The sequence below is a fragment of the Streptomyces sp. ERV7 genome (assembly GCF_001653515.1).
In the GTDB taxonomy this organism is placed as follows: Bacteria; Actinomycetota; Actinomycetes; order Streptomycetales; family Streptomycetaceae; genus Streptomyces.
This window is the reverse complement of record NZ_LYOY01000040.1, coordinates 159143-176744: the sequence shown is the minus strand read 5'-3', so window position 1 is coordinate 176744 and position 17602 is coordinate 159143. Positions and strand designations below refer to the sequence as shown.

The window sequence follows — 17602 nt, the reverse complement described above, 5'->3', positions numbered from 1 at the left end:
CGGTACTTGCCAAAGTCCCCGGTACCCGGTTGCCAGTGCGCCGGGCCCCGGAACAGGGTCGCAGCACAGGACCCCGGTGCCCCGGCACGTACACCGGCCGACGCGGCGACCAGACGCGGCACGCCGACGCGGCACGCAGACGCGGCACGCAGACGCGGCACGCAAACACAGCCTTGGAGGACGAGCGATGTCGGAGACCACCCAGCCGCAGGCGTTCCAGGACGACGCGGAGCTCCGCAGGAGCAACCGCGCCATCGTCGAGCAGTACATGAACTGCCGTGGCGAGGACCGGCTGAAGCGCCATCTGCTGTTCACCGAGGACGGCGTCGGCGGTCTGTGGACCACCGACACCGGCGAGCCCATCGCCATCCGCGGCCGCGACACCCTCGGCGAGCACGCGGTGTGGTCGCTCAAGTGCTTCCCGGACTGGGTGTGGACCAACGTCGAGATCTTCGAGACGCAGGACCCGAACCGTTTCTGGGTGGAGTGCGACGGCGAAGGCAAGATCCTTTTCCCGGGTTACCCCGAGGGGTACTACCGGAACCACTTCCTTCATTCCTTCGAGTTCGAGAACGGGAAGATCAAGCTGGAGCGGGAGTTCATGAACCCGAACCAGCAGCTGCGCGCCCTGGGGATCCCGGTCCCGTCGGTGAAGCGCGAGGGAATCCCCACCTGATCCCCGCTCCCGCCTTTTCGCACTCCCCCTCCAGGAGACCCCGTTCCATGCATGAGTACACGGTGGTGGACGCCTTTTCGCGTACCCCGCTCGAAGGCAATCCGGTGGCCGTGTTCTTCGACGCCGGGGACCTCACGGCCGAGGTGATGCAGCGGATCGCCAAGGAGATGAACCTCTCCGAGTGCACCTTCGTGCTCCCGGCCGAGCAGGGCGGCGACGCGCGCATCCGGATCTTCACGCCGGTCAACGAGCTGCCGTTCGCCGGGCATCCGATCCTGGGCACGGCGGTCGCCATCGGCCGCCCGCGCAAGGCGGACCGGCTGGTCCTGGAGACCGCCATGGGCGCCGTCCCCTTCGAGCTGGTCCACGACGACGACGCCACCTCCGTACGGATGGCCCAGCCCATCCCCGTGTGGGAGCCCTACGAGCACACCGAGGCGCTGCTCGCGGCGCTCGGCCTGGACGCGTCGGTCACCCCCGTCGAGGCCTACCGCAACGGGCCCCGGCACGTGCTGGTCGGCCTGGAGAGCGTCGAGGCGCTCTCCGCCCTGACCCCGGACCACAACGCGCTGCGCGCCTTCCCGGACATGTCGGCCTACTGCTTCGCGGGCTCCGGCACGCACTGGCGGTCGCGGATGTTCTCCCCGGCGTACGGCGTCGTCGAGGACGCGGCGACCGGCTCCGCGGCCGGCCCCGTCGCCATCCACCTGGCGCGCCACGGGTTCGCCTCCTACGGCCAGGACATCGAGGTCCTCCAGGGCGTCGAGATGGGCCGGCCTTCCCCCATGTACGCCAACGTCGAGGGCGAGGGGGACCGGGTCGACGCGGTGTACGTCGGCGGCCACGGTGCGGTCCTCGCCCGCGGCACGATCTACGTATAGAGAGGCTGTCCAGTGAGCGTGCCCGTAGACATCGCCGGTGAAGGCCCGGTCCTCGACCAGGAGTCGGCGGGCTACGCCGAGGAGGTCGCCGCCTACCAGCTCGGGTTCGGCCAGCGGCCGGACGTCGTGGTCGGCGCCAAGGGGCCGGACGACGTCCGCGCCGCCGTCCGGCTGGCCGCCGGGCGGGGGCTGCCCCTCGCGGTGCAGTCCACCGGCCACGGCCTGCCCGGCGACCGGGCCGGCGGCGTCCTGGTGACCACCGCGCGGATGCGCGGCGTCGAGGTCGACCCCGGCACCCGCGTCGCCCGCATCCAGGCCGGAACCCCGTGGGGCGACGTGATCCGGGAGGCGGCGCTGCACGGCCTCGCGCCGCTCTCGGGCAGCACGCTCGGCGTCGGCGCGGTCGGCTACACCGTCGAGGGCGGCATCGGCCTGCTGGCCCGCACCCACGGCTTCGCCGCCGACCGGATCAGGGCGGCCGAGATCGTCACCGCCGACGGCGAGCTGCGGCACGTCACGGCCGACAGCGACCCGGACCTGTTCTGGGCGCTGCGCGGCGCCGGGGGCAACTTCGGCGTGGTCACCTCGCTGGACGTGGAGCTGGTCCACCAGCCCCGGATCTACGGCGGCGGACTGTACTTCGCCGAGCGGTACGTGCCCGACGCCCTGCGCTCCTGGCTGGAGTGGACGGCGGGCGTGGGCGAGGAGATGACCTCCTCGATCGGCCTGGTGCCCTTCCCGGACAAGCCCGCGGTGCCCGAGCCGGTACGCGGCCAGTACACCGCGCACATCCGGATCGCCCACACCGGCAGCACCGCGGACGGCGAGGCGGCGGTCGCCCCGCTGCGCGCGATCGGCCCGTACGTCCTCGACACGCTCACCGAGATGCCGTACACCGACTCGGACTCCATCTACCGCGACCCGCCGACCCCGATGGCGTACTACGGCACCAACGTCCTGGTCGACGACCTCGACGCGGAGACGGCCGCGCGGATCCTGGAGCTGACCGGGCCGGGCTCCGGCCTCAACTGCGTCGTCCAGATCAACCACATGGGCGGTGCGATGGCCCGCCGCCCCGAGGTGCCCTCCGCGGTCGGCCACCGCGACGCCCGCTTCCTGGTGCGGGTGCTGAGCCGTATCCCCGCCGGTGCGGGCGACGACGTGGCCGCCGCCGAGCGGGCCGGCCACGAGCGGGTCTACGAGCTCTTCGGCGACCGGATCCTCGGTGTCGCGCCCAACTTCCTGCTCGGCGGCCCCGTCACGGCCGAGCAGCTGCGGGCCTGCTACGACGAGGCCGACTACGAGCGGCTGGCCGCGCTGAAGGCCGTGTACGACCCCGGGAACCTGTTCCGCGGCTACCACAACATCCCCCCGGCCCGCTGATCTCTGCTTCAGGAAAGGACCACCACATGCCCAGCATCGGCGTGATCGGATGCGGAACCGTGGGGGCCACGATGGTGGCCGCGCTCGCCGCCCGGCACGAGCAGTTCGGCGGGCCGGGCGAGCTGGTCCTCGTGGACCGCCCCGAGGGCCGCTGGCGCGGCCGCGCCTACCAGCGCGACACCGAGGCGGTCCTCGCCAACGGGCCGATGATCGGCATGTCGCTGTACCTCAACGACGCCCAGCACGGCGTGCGGTGGGCCGAGGCCAAGGGCCTCGCCGTGCACCCGGACGAGCGGGGCGTGCACCGCTTCCTGTCCCGGCCGGTCTACGGGGACTACCTGGAGGACGGGGTCGAGGAGGCCCTGGAGACGCTGCGCGCGGCCGGGTGGAGCATCCGCTCGGTCGAGGAGACGGCCACCGGGGTCGAGCGCGACGGGGCGGGCGTCGTCATCCGGTACGCGAGCGGGAGCGTACGGGTGGACCAGGCGGTGCTGTGCGTCGGCGGGCGGGCCGACGACGACGCCTACGGGCTGAACGGCACCCCGGGCTACATCGACGACCCGTACCCCCTGCGCGAAGCCCTCGCCGAGGTCCCGCAGGACGCGGAGATCGCGGTCATCGGCTCCGGCATGATCGCCACCGATGTACTGATGGCCCTGCGCGCCTTCGGCCACCGGGGACGCGTCACCCTGGCCTCCCGGTCCGGGCTGCTGCCCTCGGTGCGCCGCAAGGCGGCCCGTGTGCTGCCGGCGGTGCTGACCGCCGAACGGCTCGCGGCGCTGCCCAGGCCGGTGCGGATGGCGGACATCGCCGCGCTCGCCCGCGAGGAGGTCGAGGCGGCGGGCGGCGACTTCGCCGCGGTCGCCGCCGACATCATGGACCCGGCCCCGGCCGAGGAGCGGCTGCGCCGCCAGCTCGACGACGCTCTCTCCGACGACATCGGCACCCAGCTCCTCCAGCGCGCGGTCATCGAGATCGGCCAGGACCTGTGGCTCGCCCTGGACGAGGGCGACCGGGAAGAGGTGCTGCGCACCCTGCACTCCCGGCTGTGGAGCTTCGCCTCGCCCATCCCGCAGTCCACCGCCGTCAAGCTGGTCGAGCTGTGCGACGAGAAGCGGCTGCGGGTGCGCGCCGGGATCGAGACCGTCGAGCGGGACGGAGACGGCTTCCTCGTGCGGTACGAGGACGGTGCCGCGGACCGCGCCGACCTGGTGGTCAACGCGGTCACCTCGGTCTACCGGCCCGAACCCCCGTCGGCCGGAGGCATGTTGGGGCTGGCCCGCACCTCCGGCCTCCTCGCCGACCACCCGCACGGCGGCATCCGGGTCGACGAGGTGACCGGCCGGGCGCTGGACACCTCCGGGCAGGCCGACGACCACCTCTTCGTGCTCGGCGAACTGACGCGCGGCGCCTACTACTTCGTCAGCGCCGTCGCCGCGTTCACCCGGCGCGCCGACGAGATCGCCGCCGCCCTCGCCGAGCTCCCGGCGCCGCGGGCACGGGACGCCGTGCCCGCCGCCGGCTGAGCCGGGCCGATCCCGCCTTCCCGGGCCGCTATGACCTGCGGCCCGGGAAGGCGGCGCCGGTCAGCGCGAGCAGCGGCGCCGATTTCACCGCCGTCTCCTCGAACTCGGCCTCCGGGTCCGACAGGGCGACGATCGCCCCGCCGACCCCGTACCTGACCCGGCCCGGGGTGAGCACCGCCGTACGGATCGCCACGCTCAGATCGGCGGCGCCGGAGAGCGAGAAGTAGCCGATGGCGCCGGAGAAGACGCCCCGGGGGCCCGCCTCCAGGGCGTCGATGAGGCGCATGGTGCGGATCTTGGGGGCGCCGGTCATCGAGCCCGCCGGGAACGCGGCACGCACACAGTCCACCGCGCTGCGGTCCGGCCGGAGCCGGGCCCGTACCGTGCTCACCAGCTGGTGGACGGTGGCGTACGTCTCGACGTCGAAGAGGCGCGGCACCTCCACCGAGCCGATCTCGGCGTTGCGGCCCAGGTCGTTGCGGACCAGGTCCACGATCATCAGGTTCTCCGCCCGGTCCTTCTCGTCCGAGCGCAGCTGGGCCACGAGCGCCGCGTCCTGCTCGGGCGTCGCCCCGCGCGGCCGGGTGCCCTTGATGGGTTGGGAGGTCGCCGTGCCGTCCGCCTCCACCCGCAGGAACCGCTCGGGCGAGGTGCTGAGCACACCGAGCCGCCCGAACCGCAGCAGCGCGCCGTACGGGGCGGGACTGACGCGGCGCAGCAGCCGGTACGCCTCCCACGGGTCGCCGTCGAACGCGGCCTCGGCCTGGTTCGTCAGACACACCTCGTAGGTCTCGCCCGCCGCGATCTCCTGCCGGCAGGCATCGATGAGGCGCAGATACGCGTCCCGTTCGTGCCGCAGCCGGATGGCGGAGGGCGCGGCGGGGGCGGCCGGTTCGCCCAGTTCCTCGCCCGCCGCCGACTCCAGGGCCCGCGCGGTCGCGCCCAGCCAGGCGTGGGCCGCGTCCTCGTCCCCCTCCTCGGTGAGCGCGAGCAGATGGGTGAGGCCGGTGAGGTGGTCGAGGACCACCGCGCGGTCGGCGAAGACCAGGGCGGCGTCCGGGTCCTCGGAGCGATGGGCGCTCTCGCCGCCGCACTGCGCCTTCAGCTCGTAGCCGAGATAGCCGACCCAGCCGAGCGCGAAGTCGAAGGGCAGGTCGGGGAGTTCGACATGGACGGCCTTCAGGTCGCGGTCCAGCCAGTCGAGGAAGTCGGCGGTGATGGTCCGCCGCCCCGCCGCGCACTCCAGCGTGACGGTGCCGTCGTGCGCGTCGGCGCGCGCCACCCGGGCCAGCGGTCCCGCCGCGTCGCCGAGCACCGAGAAGCGGCCCGCGTCCGCGTCGGGCCGGCTGCTGTCCAGCCAGAAGGCGTTGGCGCTGCGGCCGAACAGCCGGTGGAAGGCCACCTCGTCGCTCCAGCGGGTGGGCAGCCGCGCTTCCAGGACGCGCAGTTTCCGCGGCGCGGCCTCGTCCGGCTCCGCCGCCGCACCGAGGGTTTTCACCGGACGCGGGAGGGTGCTCCGGACCGCTCCCGTACCGTGTGCGCGGTGCCACTCCCGCGTCAACTCCGTGAAATTCAGGAGAAGTTCATCCCCGAACTCGGTCAGGATCGACTCGGGGTGGAACTGGAGCCCCCACAGCGGCCGGTGCCGGTGGCGGTGTCCCATGAGGACGCCGTCGGCCGTCCAGGCCACCGCCTCCATCTCCTCGGGCAGCGAGGTGACGGTCAGCGAGTGGTAGCGCACCGCCTCGAACGGCGAGGGGACACCCCTGAACAGGTCCTCACCGGTGTGCCGTACGGGGGAGGTGCGGCCGTGGCGCGGTTCGGGAGCACGCTCCACGACGGCGCCGTGCAGCAGCGCCGTTCCCTGGTGGCCCAGGCAGATTCCGAGGAGCGGAATCTCCGTCCGTTCGACGATCTCCCGGCAAATCCCGAAGTCGGCCGCGCGGCCGGGATGGCCGGGTCCCGGGGAAAGCACGACATTGTCGAATTCACTGAGGCGCGCGGAATCCCATCCCGGATCGTCATTGCGGACGACCACCGGTTCCGCCCCGCCCGCCCGGGCGAGCGAGTGGTAAAGATTGAAGGTAAACGAGTCGTAGTTGTCGACGAGCAGGGTGCGTACGGCTTTCTTCATGGCGCGGTTATCCCGTAGAGAATGTGCTCGACGGTCTCGGTGCCCTCGCCGATGCGGCGGCTGCCCAGCACCTGAAGGGCACGGCCGCACTCGGCCGCGATCGCGTGCAGCGCGTCGATGTCCCCGCGGTCGCTGAAGTGGAGCAGCACCCTTCCCCCCTCGGCCGCGAAGGCCGGGGCCTCGGCGAGATAGCGACGGTGGGCGCGGTAGCCCGGGTCCACGTACGCCTGTTCGTGGACGGTCTCGTGGCGGTACGTGGGCGGGGCGAGCACGAACGGGGAGTGCCAGTAGACGGTGTCGTAGCGCTCCTCGGTCCCGAGCGCGTCGAACAGGTCGCTGTGCACGGCGGTCAGCCTGTCCGTGACGCCGTGCCGCCGCGCGTTGAGCGCCGTGTTGCGCACGGCCTGCTCGTTGATGTCCAGGGCCGTCACCGGGTCGCAGCCCGCCAGTGCGGCGCAGATGGCGATCACGCCGGTGCCGCTGCCCACTTCGAGCAGGGAGCCCTGCCAGGAGGCCCGTTCCGGTCCGGTCAGCCCGAGCAGCTCCATGGCCGCGCCGGTCGACGCGGAGAACGGCGGAGCGAACACCCCGTCCAGCAGATCCCACTCGCGCCCGGCCAGCGCGAAGGTGCGCGGCCGGTCCTTGCTCCGCAGCGCCGCACGGCTCCGCTCCAGCGACCGCAGATAGTTCTTGATTTCGGTCATCCCGCCCCCTAATTGTTTCGCGGCGGGCTCCGCTCGGGGCGGTGCCGTCCGCTGGTCAGCAACTTGACCCACCCTACGGAGGAACGTAAGTTCGATGAGGGCTTGCGCCCTGGTTCGAGCCTATGGGGGGCGGCGACATGGTGGATGACAAGGCATTCCTGGATGCCCCGGCACTGGCCGTTCTGGAACTGCTCGCACTCGATTCACCCCCCGGGCACTTTCAGGAGTTGCTCGACCGCGCCCACCGCGAAAACCTGCCCCGGTCGCCGCTGGAGGAACTGGAAAGAGCGACCCGCCTCGCCCTGAAAATCCAGGCCTCCAGTCATCAGCGCCGGCAACGGGAGTCGGTCATGGCCGACTTGGTCAACACCGTTCACGACATGACGATTCCCTACGACCCCGACACGCTGCTCAAGGTCATCACGAGCCGCGCGCGACGGCTCCTCGGGTTCGACATGGCCTACATCAGCCTGCGCAAGCCCGGCGGCGGCTCGTACGTGCACAGTTCGGACGGCGACACCACCTCGCTCAACGTGGGGCTGGTGGTCGAGAAGAGCCGCGGCCTGGGCGAGATGGCGCACGAGACCGGCGCGCCCTACTGGACCTCGGACTACCTCAACGACGACCGGATCCCGCACGGCGACCAGCTCGACGCGGTCGTCCGGGCCGAGGGGCTGCACGCCATCATGGTGGTGCCGATCCGCCAGAGCGGTGTGCCCATAGGGGCGTTGTACGGGGCGGACCGGGTGGTGCGGCACTTCACCCCCGACGAGATCAGCTTCATGCGGTACCTGGCGGACTTCGCCGCGGTCGCCCTGGAGAAGGCCCGGCTGCTCGACCGCTCCCAGAAGGAGATCGCCGAGCTGGAGTCCGCGGGCGTGCGCGCGGACGCCACCATCGCGCGGATGCGGCAGCTGGCCGGGTCCATGGCCTCGCTGGTCGGCCTGGTGCTGGGCGGCGGCGATCTGCACGAGCTGGTGAAGGCCGCCGCGCAGGCGCTCGACGCCGGGCTGGTGGTGAGCGACGCCTGCGGGCACACCCTCGCCTGTGCGGGCGAGCCGCCGGACCTCGACGAGGCGCGCACCCGCGAGGTGGCCCTGGAGACCCATGCAGTGGGCGGCCCGGTGGAGATCGCCGAGAACGTCTGGGCGGCCCCCGTCAGCGCGGGCGAGGAACCCGTCCTGGTGCTGCTGCGGGCCGACCGCGCCCTCACCGAGGACGAGCGGGGCTTCCTGGGCTCGGTGGGGCAGGCGGTGGCGCTGCTGTTCGCGGTGCGGCGCAGCACGGCCGTGGCCGAGGGGCCGCTGCGCGACGAGTACTTCGACGGGCTGCTCACCGGCGTCGCCCAGTCACCGGGCCAACTCGCCCGCCAGGCACATCAGTTGGGCATCGACGCGGACGCCCCGCACGTCGTGGTGGTGGTCCGGCCGGAGGGCGCGGAGCACGGCAAGGCGGTGGTGTGGTGCTCCTCGTACGCCTATCGCGGCTCCGGCCTGATGAAGGTGCACGAGGGCGACATCGTGCTGCTGCTGCCCGGCACCGACGCCTCGGCCGTCGCCCGCGCGGTGTCCGGTGAGCTGTCGCCGCTGCTCGCCGAGCCCGTCACGGTGGCCTCGGCGGGTCCCGCCGCCTCGCTCGCCTCGGTGGCCCAGGTGTACCAGGAGGCGCTGCGCTGCTTCGACGCGCTGATCGCGCTCGACGGCGTCGGCAGCGCCGCCTCCATCGACGACCTGGGCTTCCTGGGGCTGCTGCTCTCCGACGACCACGACGTCGACGGGTTCGTCGCCTCCGTCGTCGGGCCGGTGCTCGACCACGACGCCGAGCGGATGACGCACCTGGTGCCGACGATGGAGGCGTACTTCGCCGCGGGCAGCAGCCCGACCCGCGCGGCAGGCGGGCTGCACGTCCACCCCAACACGGTGACCCGCCGCCTGGAGCGGATCACCGAGCTGCTCGGCCCCGGCTGGCAGCAGCCCGAGCGCGCCACCGAGGCGCAGCTGGCGCTGCGGCTGCTGCGCGCCCGGGAGGTGCTGCGCCGCCGGCGCGAGGCGGTCCTCGGCCGGCGGGAGGCCGCCGCCGGCCCTCAGGACACCTTGGGGAAGTAGCCCTCCTCCTGGCGGCGGCCCGCGGTCAGGGCCTCCAGGGCGTGGGCCGCCGAGGCCAGCGTCATATGGCAGTGCCAGCCCCGCAGGGACCGCCCCTCGAAGTCCCGCAGCCCCGCCCGGTCCCCGTGGTCCGCGAGGTCCCGGCCGACCCGGTCGGCCAGCCGGGTCAGGCTCAGCAGGGTGGACGTGGGCACGCTGCCCATGTTGGTGAGCCACAGCTGGGTGGGCGCGCGGTGCTGCTCCTCCCACTCCCCGAGCAGCGCGAGCCCGCCCTCGCGGGCGTCCCGGAGCACGTGGGTCCCGCCCGGCAGCCCGACCCGCACCTTGACCGCGGCGGCGTGCCGTACGCCCGAGGGCGCGCTCGGGTCGAACCTGCCGACGCGCTGGCGGCGCCCCTTGACCGAGTCGAGGATGCGCTGCACCGGCAGCGGGCCCGTGCCGAACCGGGCCAGCGCGGGCTCCTCCACGGTGAACCGGGCCCCGGCGCCCACCCGCGCGAGCACCGGCACCCCGGCCGCGCCGAACCGCCGTACCAGCGCCTCCGGGTCGCGCACCGGCAGATCGAGCACCACGGGCAGCAGCGGGGCGCCGTGCAGTCCCGCGAACTCCAGGGCCGCGGTGGTGGCGCACTCCTCGGGCGACTCGACGGTGTGGTCGGAGTACCTTCCGCCGGAGGCGCCGGAGGGCGTACCCTCCTCCTCGCCCCGCTGCTCGGGCAGCACCAGCCGCCAGTTCACCGGCGCCGCGGCCTCCTCCGAGGCGCACCACACGCCGAAGGCCTGCTGGCCGTGGAACATCTGGTTGCGGTAGAGGTCGAAGCTGCGGCCCACGCCCACCGAGTGGCGGCCGGACTTGGGTATCGACATCTGCCGCACCACCCAGGCCTGCGGCGAGATGACCTGGCCGAGCCAGCACGCCAGCGCCTCGCGCACCGGCTGCCATTCCCAGGTGGAGTTGCAGATGAAGTGGTGGAGGGTCTGTTCCAGGGTGGGATCGCCCAGGCAGGCCGCCACGTTCCTGATCGAGCGGCGCCCCTTCGCCGTGAGCAGCCCGCGCAGATACTGCTCCCCCTTGTGCCGCTGGTCCCGCCTGGGAAGGGACGCGAACAGCGCGTTGCTCATGTCCCTGAGCATGAACTCACGCTCGTACATGACCGCAGGTGAAGTGCGCTGTGACGGCACGGCGCGGCGACTGGGTACAGACCTGATACTGCCAGCGGGAACGCTCACAGAAACCCCCTAAAATCTCTGAGCGGCTCGTTGGAGCCACCTCTTCGAGAATGGCCGGGACTCGACGTGAGAGGCGAGGTGCAGGGGGCACCCCATCGCGCCCCCGCGTGGGTGGCTCGTCACTGCGGCCCCGCCCGCGCCCCCGTTCACGGGGGGCCGCCACGGGGTACCGTGCCGCCCGATGGTGGCTGCGCCACCGCGCTCCCGGTGGGTGCGGGCGCAGGGGGCGCGCGCAAGCCACCGGGGCCCGGCGCGGCCGGATCCCGTCGGCGGCGCCGGACCGACACTCCGTCAAGTCCGGCCCAGATTCCGCCCGCATTTCACGGAGTCCCGCAAACCGGCTTCGGTTTTCCTCCCGCCGTCGGCGAGAGTCGGCGTCCAGCCGCTTCCTGATCCGCCCTTCGGGTGAGCGGTGCCACGCCACCCTGGGAGGTATCAGGTGCACAGCGTCCACACGTTCCTCCGCTCGTTGCCCGCAGTGCAGCAACCGGACTGGGACGGCCACGCGGAACTCGTACGGGTGCGGCAGGAGCTCGCCGCGCTGCCGCCGCTCGTCGAGGCGGACGACGTCGACCAGCTGCGCGCGCGGCTGGCCGAGGTCGCCGCCGGACGGGTCCAGGTCGTCCAGACCGGCGACTGTGCCGAGGACTGGGCGGAGGACAGTCACGGCGACGTGGCCCGCAAGGTCGGGCTGCTCGACATGCTCGCCGGGGTCATGCGGATGACCTCGCACAAGCCCGTGCTGCGCGTCGGCCGCCTGGCCGGCCAGTACGGCAAGCCCCGCTCCCGTCCCACCGAGACGGTCGCCGGGGTCGAACTCCCCGTCTACCGGGGCCATATGGTCAACGCCCCCGAGCCCGACCCCGAGCTGCGCAAGCCCGACCCCACCCGCATGCTGACCGGCTACCGCTCGGCGCGCGGCATCATGGAGCTGCTCGGCTGGAGCGGCCCGGCGCGCGGGGCCCGCCACGAGGCGCCGGTGTGGACCAGCCACGAGGCGCTGCTGCTCGACTACGAGCTGCCGATGGTGCGCCTGCAGGACGACGGCCGGCTGCTGCTGACGTCCACGCACTGGCCGTGGATCGGTGAGCGCACCCGCCAGGTGGACGGCGCCCATGTGGCGCTGCTCGCCGCCGTGGCCAACCCGGTGGCCTGCAAGGTCGGCCCGGGGATGACCTCGGCGGACCTGCTCGCGCTGTGCGAGAAGCTCGACCCCGAGCGGGTGCCCGGGCGCCTCACGCTGATCTCCCGGATGGGCGCGGACACCGTGGGGGAGAAGCTGCCGCCGCTGGTGGCGGCGGTGCGCGCGGCGGGCCACCCGGTGATCTGGCTGACCGACCCGATGCACGGCAACACCGTCAACGGCCCCGAGGGGCTCAAGACGCGGCTGGTGAAGACCGTCGTACGGGAGGTCGTGGAGTTCCACCGCGCGGTCACCACGGCGGGCGGCACCGCCGGCGGCATCCATCTGGAGACCACCCCGGACGACGTCACCGAGTGCGTCACCGACCACGACCGGCTGCACGAGGTCGGCGACAAGTACACGAGCTTCTGCGACCCGCGCCTCAACCCGCGCCAGGCGGTCTCGGTGGCCTCGGCCTGGCTCGGCTGAGGCCGACCAGCGCTCCGTAGGCGCACGCCGCGCACGACTCCGTACACGTACCGGCACAGCGAAAGGACGACCCCCATGGCGGGCCTGCCCTCCATCGACCCGTATCCGATGCCCTCCGAGGGCGACCTGCCCGCCAACACCGCGACCTGGACGGTCGATCCCGACCGGGCGGTGCTGCTCGTCCACGACATGCAGCGCTACTTCCTGCGGCCGTTCCCGGCGGACCAGTCGCCCGGCGGCGCCCTGGTGCGCAACGCCGCGCTGCTGCGCGAGAGCTGCGCCGCGGCCGGGATCCCGGTGGCCTACACCGCGCAGCCCGGCGGGATGAGCGAGCAGGAGCGCGGGCTGCTGAAGGACTTCTGGGGACCGGGCATGCGGGTCGCCCCGGAGGACCGCCAGGTCGTCGACGAGCTCGAACCGGGCGCGGACGACTGGGTGTTCACCAAGTGGCGCTACAGCGCGTTCTTCAAGTCGGACCTGCTGGAGCGGATGCGCGCGGCAGGCCGCGACCAACTGGTCATCTGCGGGGTGTACGCGCACGTGGGCGTGCTGATGTCGGCGGTGGAGGCGTTCACCAACGACATCCAGCCCTTCCTGGTCGCGGACGCGGTCGCGGACTTCTCCGAGCAGTACCACCGCATGGCCCTGAACTACGCGGCCGAGCGCTGTGCCGTGGTCACCACCACCAAGTCGGTCCTCGCCGAGCTCGCCCCCGCGGACGGAGCGGGCCGATGAGCGACGGCCGACTCCCCGCGGACCGGGACCTGCTGGGCCGGGTGCTGGAGCAGGGCCCCGCCGCGTACGCCCTGCTGCACCGGCCCGAGACCGTGGACCGCGACGTCCTCGAAGTGCTCCTCGGCGAGGTCTCGGCCGTCGACGCGCTGGCGGAGATACCCGTGCCCGAGTCGCCCGCCGGGCCGGGCGCCCGCCACGAGGTGCTGGCGGTCGTCCCGTACCGGCAGATCTCCGAGCGCGGCTTCACCAGCACCGACGACGGCGAGCCGCTGCTCGTGATGTCGGTGGCCGAACAGGGCGAACTGCCGCTCGCCGAGGCCCTGCGACGGCTGCCGAACGAGCCGGTCACCCTCACCGACGGCCGCTTCGACGTGAACGACGACAGCTACGCGCAGATCGTGCGCGAGGTCATCGAGCACGAGATCGGCAACGGCGAGGGCGCCAACTTCGTCATCAAGCGCGCCTTCGTCGCGGACATCACGCCCTACACCCCGCACAGCGCCCTGTCGTTCTTCCGGCGCCTGGTCGAGCGGGAGTCCGGCGCGTACTGGACGTTCCTGGTGCACACCGGCGGGCGCACCTTCGTCGGCGCCAGCCCCGAGCGCCATGTCAGCCTGCACGGCGGCACCGCCGTGATGAACCCCATCAGCGGCACCTACCGCTACCCGGCGGCGGGTCCCGACCTGCCCGGGGTGATGGCGTTCCTGGCCGACCGCAAGGAGGCCGACGAGCTCTACATGGTCGTCGACGAAGAGCTCAAGATGATGGCGCGGATCTGCGAGGGCGGCGGCCGGGTCGTCGGCCCGTACCTCAAGGAGATGGGCCGCCTCGCGCACACCGAGTACTTCATCGAGGGCCGCACCGACCACGACGTACGCGACATCCTGCGCGAGACGATGTTCGCCCCCACCGTCACCGGCAGCCCGCTGGAGAGCGCCTGCAAGGTGATCACCCGGTACGAGCCGGAGGGGCGCGGCTACTACAGCGGAGTCATGGCCCTGATCGGCCGCGACGAGCACGGCGGGCGCACCATGGACTCCGCCATCCTCATCCGCACCACCGACATCAGCGACGAGGGGCGGCTCAGCATCGGCGTCGGCGCCACCCTGGTGCGCCACTCCGACCCGGTCAGCGAGGTCGCCGAGACCCGGGCGAAGGCGGCGGGCCTCCTCGCCGCCCTGGACGCGGGCACCACCGGCGCGCCCGGCGCGGGCGCCGTCGAGCGGTTCGCCGGGCACCCGCAGGTGCGCGAGGCGCTGGAACGGCGCAACGACCGCATCGCCCACTTCTGGCTGCGCGACCCCGCCGAGCGGTCCGCACCGGTGGAGGAGCTCGCCGGACGCCGGGTGCTGATCGTCGACGCGGAGGACACCTTCACCTCGATGATCGGCCATGAACTGGCCTCGCTGGGCGTGCAGGTGACGGTCCGTCGGTTCGACGAGCCGTACGACATCGACAGCCACGACCTGGTCGTCATGGGCCCCGGCCCGGGCGACCCCCGGGAGACCGGCCACCCCAAGATCGCGCATCTGCGGGCCACGGTGACCCGGCTCCTCGACGAGCGGCGCCCGTTCGTCGCCGTCTGCCTCAGCCACCAGGTCCTCTCCACGCTCCTCGGCCTCGGCCTGGCCCGCCGCGACACCCCCAACCAGGGTGTCCAGAAGGAGATCGACCTGTTCGGCGCGTACGAGCGGGTCGGCTTCTACAACACGTTCGCCGCCCGCAGCGCCGACGACAAGCTCACCCACCCCGACCACGGCGTCATCGAGATCAGCCGCGACCCGGACACGGGCGAGGTGCACGCGCTGCGCGGGCCGGGCTTCGCCTCGATGCAGTTCCACGCCGAGTCGGTGCTCACCGAGGACGGCGTACGGATCCTCGCCGAGGCACTCACCGGCGTCGTCCGCTCCTGTGTGGGACCGCTTGCGGGTGAGGTGCGTTGAGCAGGCTGCGCTGGCTGACGGCGGGGGAGTCGCACGGCCCCGCACTGGTGGCCACGCTGGAGGGCCTTCCCGCCGGTGTGCCGGTCACCACGGAGCTGGTGGCGGACCAGCTGGCCCGGCGGCGCCTGGGGTACGGCAGGGGCGCGCGGATGAAGTTCGAGCGCGACGAGGTCACCTTCCTGGGCGGCGTCCGCCACGGCCTCTCCATGGGCTCGCCGATCGCGATCATGGTGGGCAACACGGAGTGGCCCAAGTGGGAACAGGTGATGTCGGCCGATCCGGTGGACCCGGAGGTGCTGGCCGATCTGGCCCGCAACGCGCCGCTGACCCGGCCCCGGCCGGGGCACGCGGATCTGAGGGTCGGCGATGTGCTCGCCACCGAGGTGGACTCGCTGGGCAGCGCCGTCGCCGAGCGGCTGCGGGCGCGCGGCTGGCGGCGGTGCGGCGGGGACGGCGACGACGCCGACGCCCAGCCCCGCTATGTCTTCCAGGTCCCGCTGGCCGGGCGGAGCCCCGAGCAGCTGTGGTCCGGGCTCAACCAGGAGTGGCGCCGCAATGTGCGCACCGCCAAGAAGGCGGGCGTCGAGATCGTCACCGCGGGCGCGGCCGACCTGCCCGAGTTCTACCGGCTGCTGAGGATCACCGAGGAGCGCGACGGCTTCCGGCTCGGCCGGTCCCTCGCGTACTACGAGCGCCAGTACGCGGCGCTCAACGCCGAGCAGCCCGGCCGGATGCGCCTCTATCTGGCCGTCCACGGCGGCGAGGTGCTGGCCGCCCACACCATGATCACCGTCGGGCGGCGGGTCTGGTACCAGACCGGCGCCTCCGCCGACCACCGCCGCGAGGTGCGGCCCAGCAACGCCCTGCAGTGGCAGATGATGCTCGATGCGCATGCCCTCGGCGCCGAGGTGTACGACATGCGCGGGGTACCCTCCACTCTTGATCCACAGGATCGTCCGTTCGGTCTGCTGCGCTGGAAGCTCGGTACCGGGGGACAGGTGGTCGAGACACTGGGGGAGTGGGAGACACCGATGAGCGGCACCACCAACCACGCGCTGTACCGCGCGTTCCAGGCCTATCTGGCCCGCCGGTGACGGCCCCCGCCAGAACGGCTCCCCGGCACGCCGCCAAGCCGTCCGTCGCGCGCAGCGGCGCGCTCATGGCCGCGGGGTCGATCGTCTCGCGGGCCACCGGCTTCGTCCGGTCGTCGGTGGTGGCGGCCGCGCTCGGCGTCGGGCTCGTCGGCGACGGTTTCGCCGTCGCCAACACCGTCCCCACGATCCTCTACACCCTGCTCATCGGCGGCACGCTCAACGCGGTCTTCGTGCCCGAGCTGATCCGCGCCGCCAAGGAGCACAGCGACGGCGGCGCCGCCTACACCGACCGGCTGCTCACCGCGTGCACCGCCGCCCTGGTGGCCCTCACCGGCCTCGCGGTGCTCGCCGCGCCGCGGATCGTCGACCTCTACACCGACTACACCGGCGACCAGCGCGACCTCACGGTCGCCTTCGCCCGCTACTGCCTGCCGCAGATCCTGTTCTACGGCCTGTTCACGCTCTTCGGGCAGGTGCTCAACGCACGCGACCGGTTCGGCGCGATGATGTGGACGCCGGTCCTCAACAACCTCGTCGTCATCGCGGTGTTCGGCCTCTATCTGGTGAGCGCCGGGACCTCCGGCTCCACCCTGAGCGCCACCGACACCCGGATCCTGGGCTGGGGCACCACCGCCGGGATAGCCGTCCAGGCGCTCGCCCTGGTCCCGGCGCTGAGCTCGGCCCGGTTCCGCTGGCGGCCGCGGTTCGACTGGCGCGGCAGCGGCATCACCCGCCCGCTGCGCTCGGCGGGCTGGCTGATGCTGCTCGTCCTGACCAACCAGCTCGCGTACTGGGTCGTGACCCGGCTCTCCACCACCGCCGGGCAGCGCGCCCTCGACGAGGGCGCCAGTGGTGGCGCGGGCTACACCGCGTACACCAACGCGTACATGCTCTGGGTGGTGCCGCACGGCATCGTCACCGTCTCGCTGCTCACCGCGCTGATGCCCCGGATGAGCCGGGCGGCGGCCGACGAGGACCGGGCGGCGGTGCGGCGCGACCTCTCCTACGGGCTGCGCACCAGCGCCGCGATGATCGTCCCGGCCGCCTGCGCCCTGCTCGCGCTCGCGCCCTGGCTGATGGGCGTGGTCTTCGGGTACGGCAGGACGAGCCCCGACGACGTGGCGGTGATGGCGGGGATGCTGATGGCGTTCGCGCCCGGACTCATCGCCTTCTCCGGGCAGTACGTGCTCTCGCGCGGGTTCTACGCGCTCGGCGACACCCGCACCCCCTTCGTCCTCAACCTGGTGATCGCCGGGTGCAACGCGGGCCTTTCCGCCCTCGCCTATGTGCTGCTGCCCGCGCGCTGGGCGGTGACCGGGATGGCCGGGGCGTACTCGCTCGCCCTGTTCGCCGGATGGGCGGTCACCGCGTACACCCTCCACCGCAGGCTGGGCGGCGGCGGGCTGCTGCGCTCGCCCACGCTCGCCGTCCACGTCCGGCTGCTGCTCGGCTGCGTCCCGGCGGCGCTGCTCGGCCACGCGGCGGCCCGTGCGGCCGACGGCCTCGGCGACTTCGCCGCGGCCGGGGCGGGAGCGGCCGTACTGCTGGTGACGGCGGCCCTGTGCCGCCGGTGACTGTCG

13 protein-coding genes are annotated in these 17602 nt (G+C 72.9%); 10 read left to right on the top strand and 3 right to left on the bottom strand.

The features are described 5' to 3' along the window. The first annotated feature begins 187 nt into the window (after positions 1–187). From A8W25_RS15330 to A8W25_RS15315, 4 genes are read left to right on the top strand one after another with little or no spacing between them, the layout of a single operon-like run. Positions 188–676, top strand: a complete 489-nt coding sequence (locus tag A8W25_RS15330) for a PhzA/PhzB family protein (RefSeq protein ID WP_067161791.1) — start codon at positions 188–190, stop codon at positions 674–676. A 47-nt stretch (positions 677–723) separates the two neighbouring features. Continuing rightward, a complete protein-coding gene (locus A8W25_RS15325) occupies positions 724–1557 on the top strand; it encodes a PhzF family phenazine biosynthesis protein (RefSeq protein WP_067161788.1) in 834 nt (277 codons plus the stop codon). Between the two features lie 12 nt (positions 1558–1569). After that, the gene (locus A8W25_RS15320) at positions 1570–2940 is read left to right on the top strand and encodes an FAD-binding oxidoreductase (RefSeq protein ID WP_234386468.1); all 1371 of its coding nucleotides are present in this window, start codon (positions 1570–1572) and stop codon (positions 2938–2940) included. A 26-nt stretch (positions 2941–2966) separates the two neighbouring features. Further along, positions 2967–4466: an FAD/NAD(P)-binding protein gene (locus A8W25_RS15315; protein ID WP_067161785.1), complete on the top strand. Its 1500-nt coding sequence runs from the start codon at positions 2967–2969 to the stop codon at positions 4464–4466. A 28-nt stretch (positions 4467–4494) separates the two neighbouring features. Here A8W25_RS15315 and pabB read toward each other — a convergent pair whose 3' ends face one another. Together pabB and A8W25_RS15305 are read right to left on the bottom strand one after the other, a co-directional pair. Then, positions 4495–6600, bottom strand: a complete 2106-nt coding sequence (pabB, locus tag A8W25_RS15310) for an aminodeoxychorismate synthase component I (protein ID WP_067161783.1) — start codon at positions 6598–6600, stop codon at positions 4495–4497. Then, positions 6597–7304 carry a 50S ribosomal protein L11 methyltransferase gene (locus tag A8W25_RS15305; protein ID WP_067161780.1) on the bottom strand — a complete coding sequence of 236 codons (708 nt, stop codon included), beginning with the start codon at positions 7302–7304 and terminating at the stop codon, positions 6597–6599. Before A8W25_RS15305 ends, pabB begins: the two co-directional genes overlap by 4 nt. Positions 7305–7441: 137 nt before the next feature. Here A8W25_RS15305 and A8W25_RS15300 point away from each other — a divergent pair, with 137 nt between their 5' ends. Next, on the top strand, positions 7442–9409 hold the full coding sequence (locus A8W25_RS15300; RefSeq protein WP_067164091.1) for a helix-turn-helix domain-containing protein: 1968 nt from the start codon (positions 7442–7444) through the stop codon (positions 9407–9409). Here A8W25_RS15300 and A8W25_RS15295 read toward each other — a convergent pair. After that, positions 9388–10560, bottom strand: a complete 1173-nt coding sequence (locus A8W25_RS15295) for a transposase (protein ID WP_067161778.1) — start codon at positions 10558–10560, stop codon at positions 9388–9390. The genes A8W25_RS15300 and A8W25_RS15295 overlap by 22 nt on opposite strands. A gap of 517 nt (positions 10561–11077) precedes the next feature. On the opposite strand from A8W25_RS15295, the gene A8W25_RS15290 reads away from it, so the two are divergent. The 5 genes from A8W25_RS15290 (at position 11078) to murJ (ending at position 17596) form a co-directional block, all read left to right on the top strand. Further along, a complete protein-coding gene (locus A8W25_RS15290; protein ID WP_067161775.1) occupies positions 11078–12250 on the top strand; it encodes a 3-deoxy-7-phosphoheptulonate synthase in 1173 nt (390 codons plus the stop codon). A gap of 75 nt (positions 12251–12325) precedes the next feature. Then, positions 12326–12985, top strand: a complete 660-nt coding sequence (locus tag A8W25_RS15285; RefSeq protein ID WP_067161773.1) for an isochorismatase family protein — start codon at positions 12326–12328, stop codon at positions 12983–12985. Continuing rightward, positions 12982–14928, top strand: coding sequence for an anthranilate synthase family protein (locus A8W25_RS15280; RefSeq protein WP_067161770.1), 1947 nt, complete (start codon positions 12982–12984; stop codon positions 14926–14928). Before A8W25_RS15285 ends, A8W25_RS15280 begins: the two co-directional genes overlap by 4 nt. Further along, the gene (locus A8W25_RS15275) at positions 14925–16022 is read left to right on the top strand and encodes a chorismate synthase (protein ID WP_079126103.1); all 1098 of its coding nucleotides are present in this window, start codon (positions 14925–14927) and stop codon (positions 16020–16022) included. Before A8W25_RS15280 ends, A8W25_RS15275 begins: the two co-directional genes overlap by 4 nt. Then, positions 16019–17596 carry a murein biosynthesis integral membrane protein MurJ gene (gene murJ / locus A8W25_RS15270; protein WP_067161767.1) on the top strand — a complete coding sequence of 526 codons (1578 nt, stop codon included), beginning with the start codon at positions 16019–16021 and terminating at the stop codon, positions 17594–17596. Before A8W25_RS15275 ends, murJ begins: the two co-directional genes overlap by 4 nt. The last annotated feature ends 6 nt before the right edge of the window (positions 17597–17602 follow it).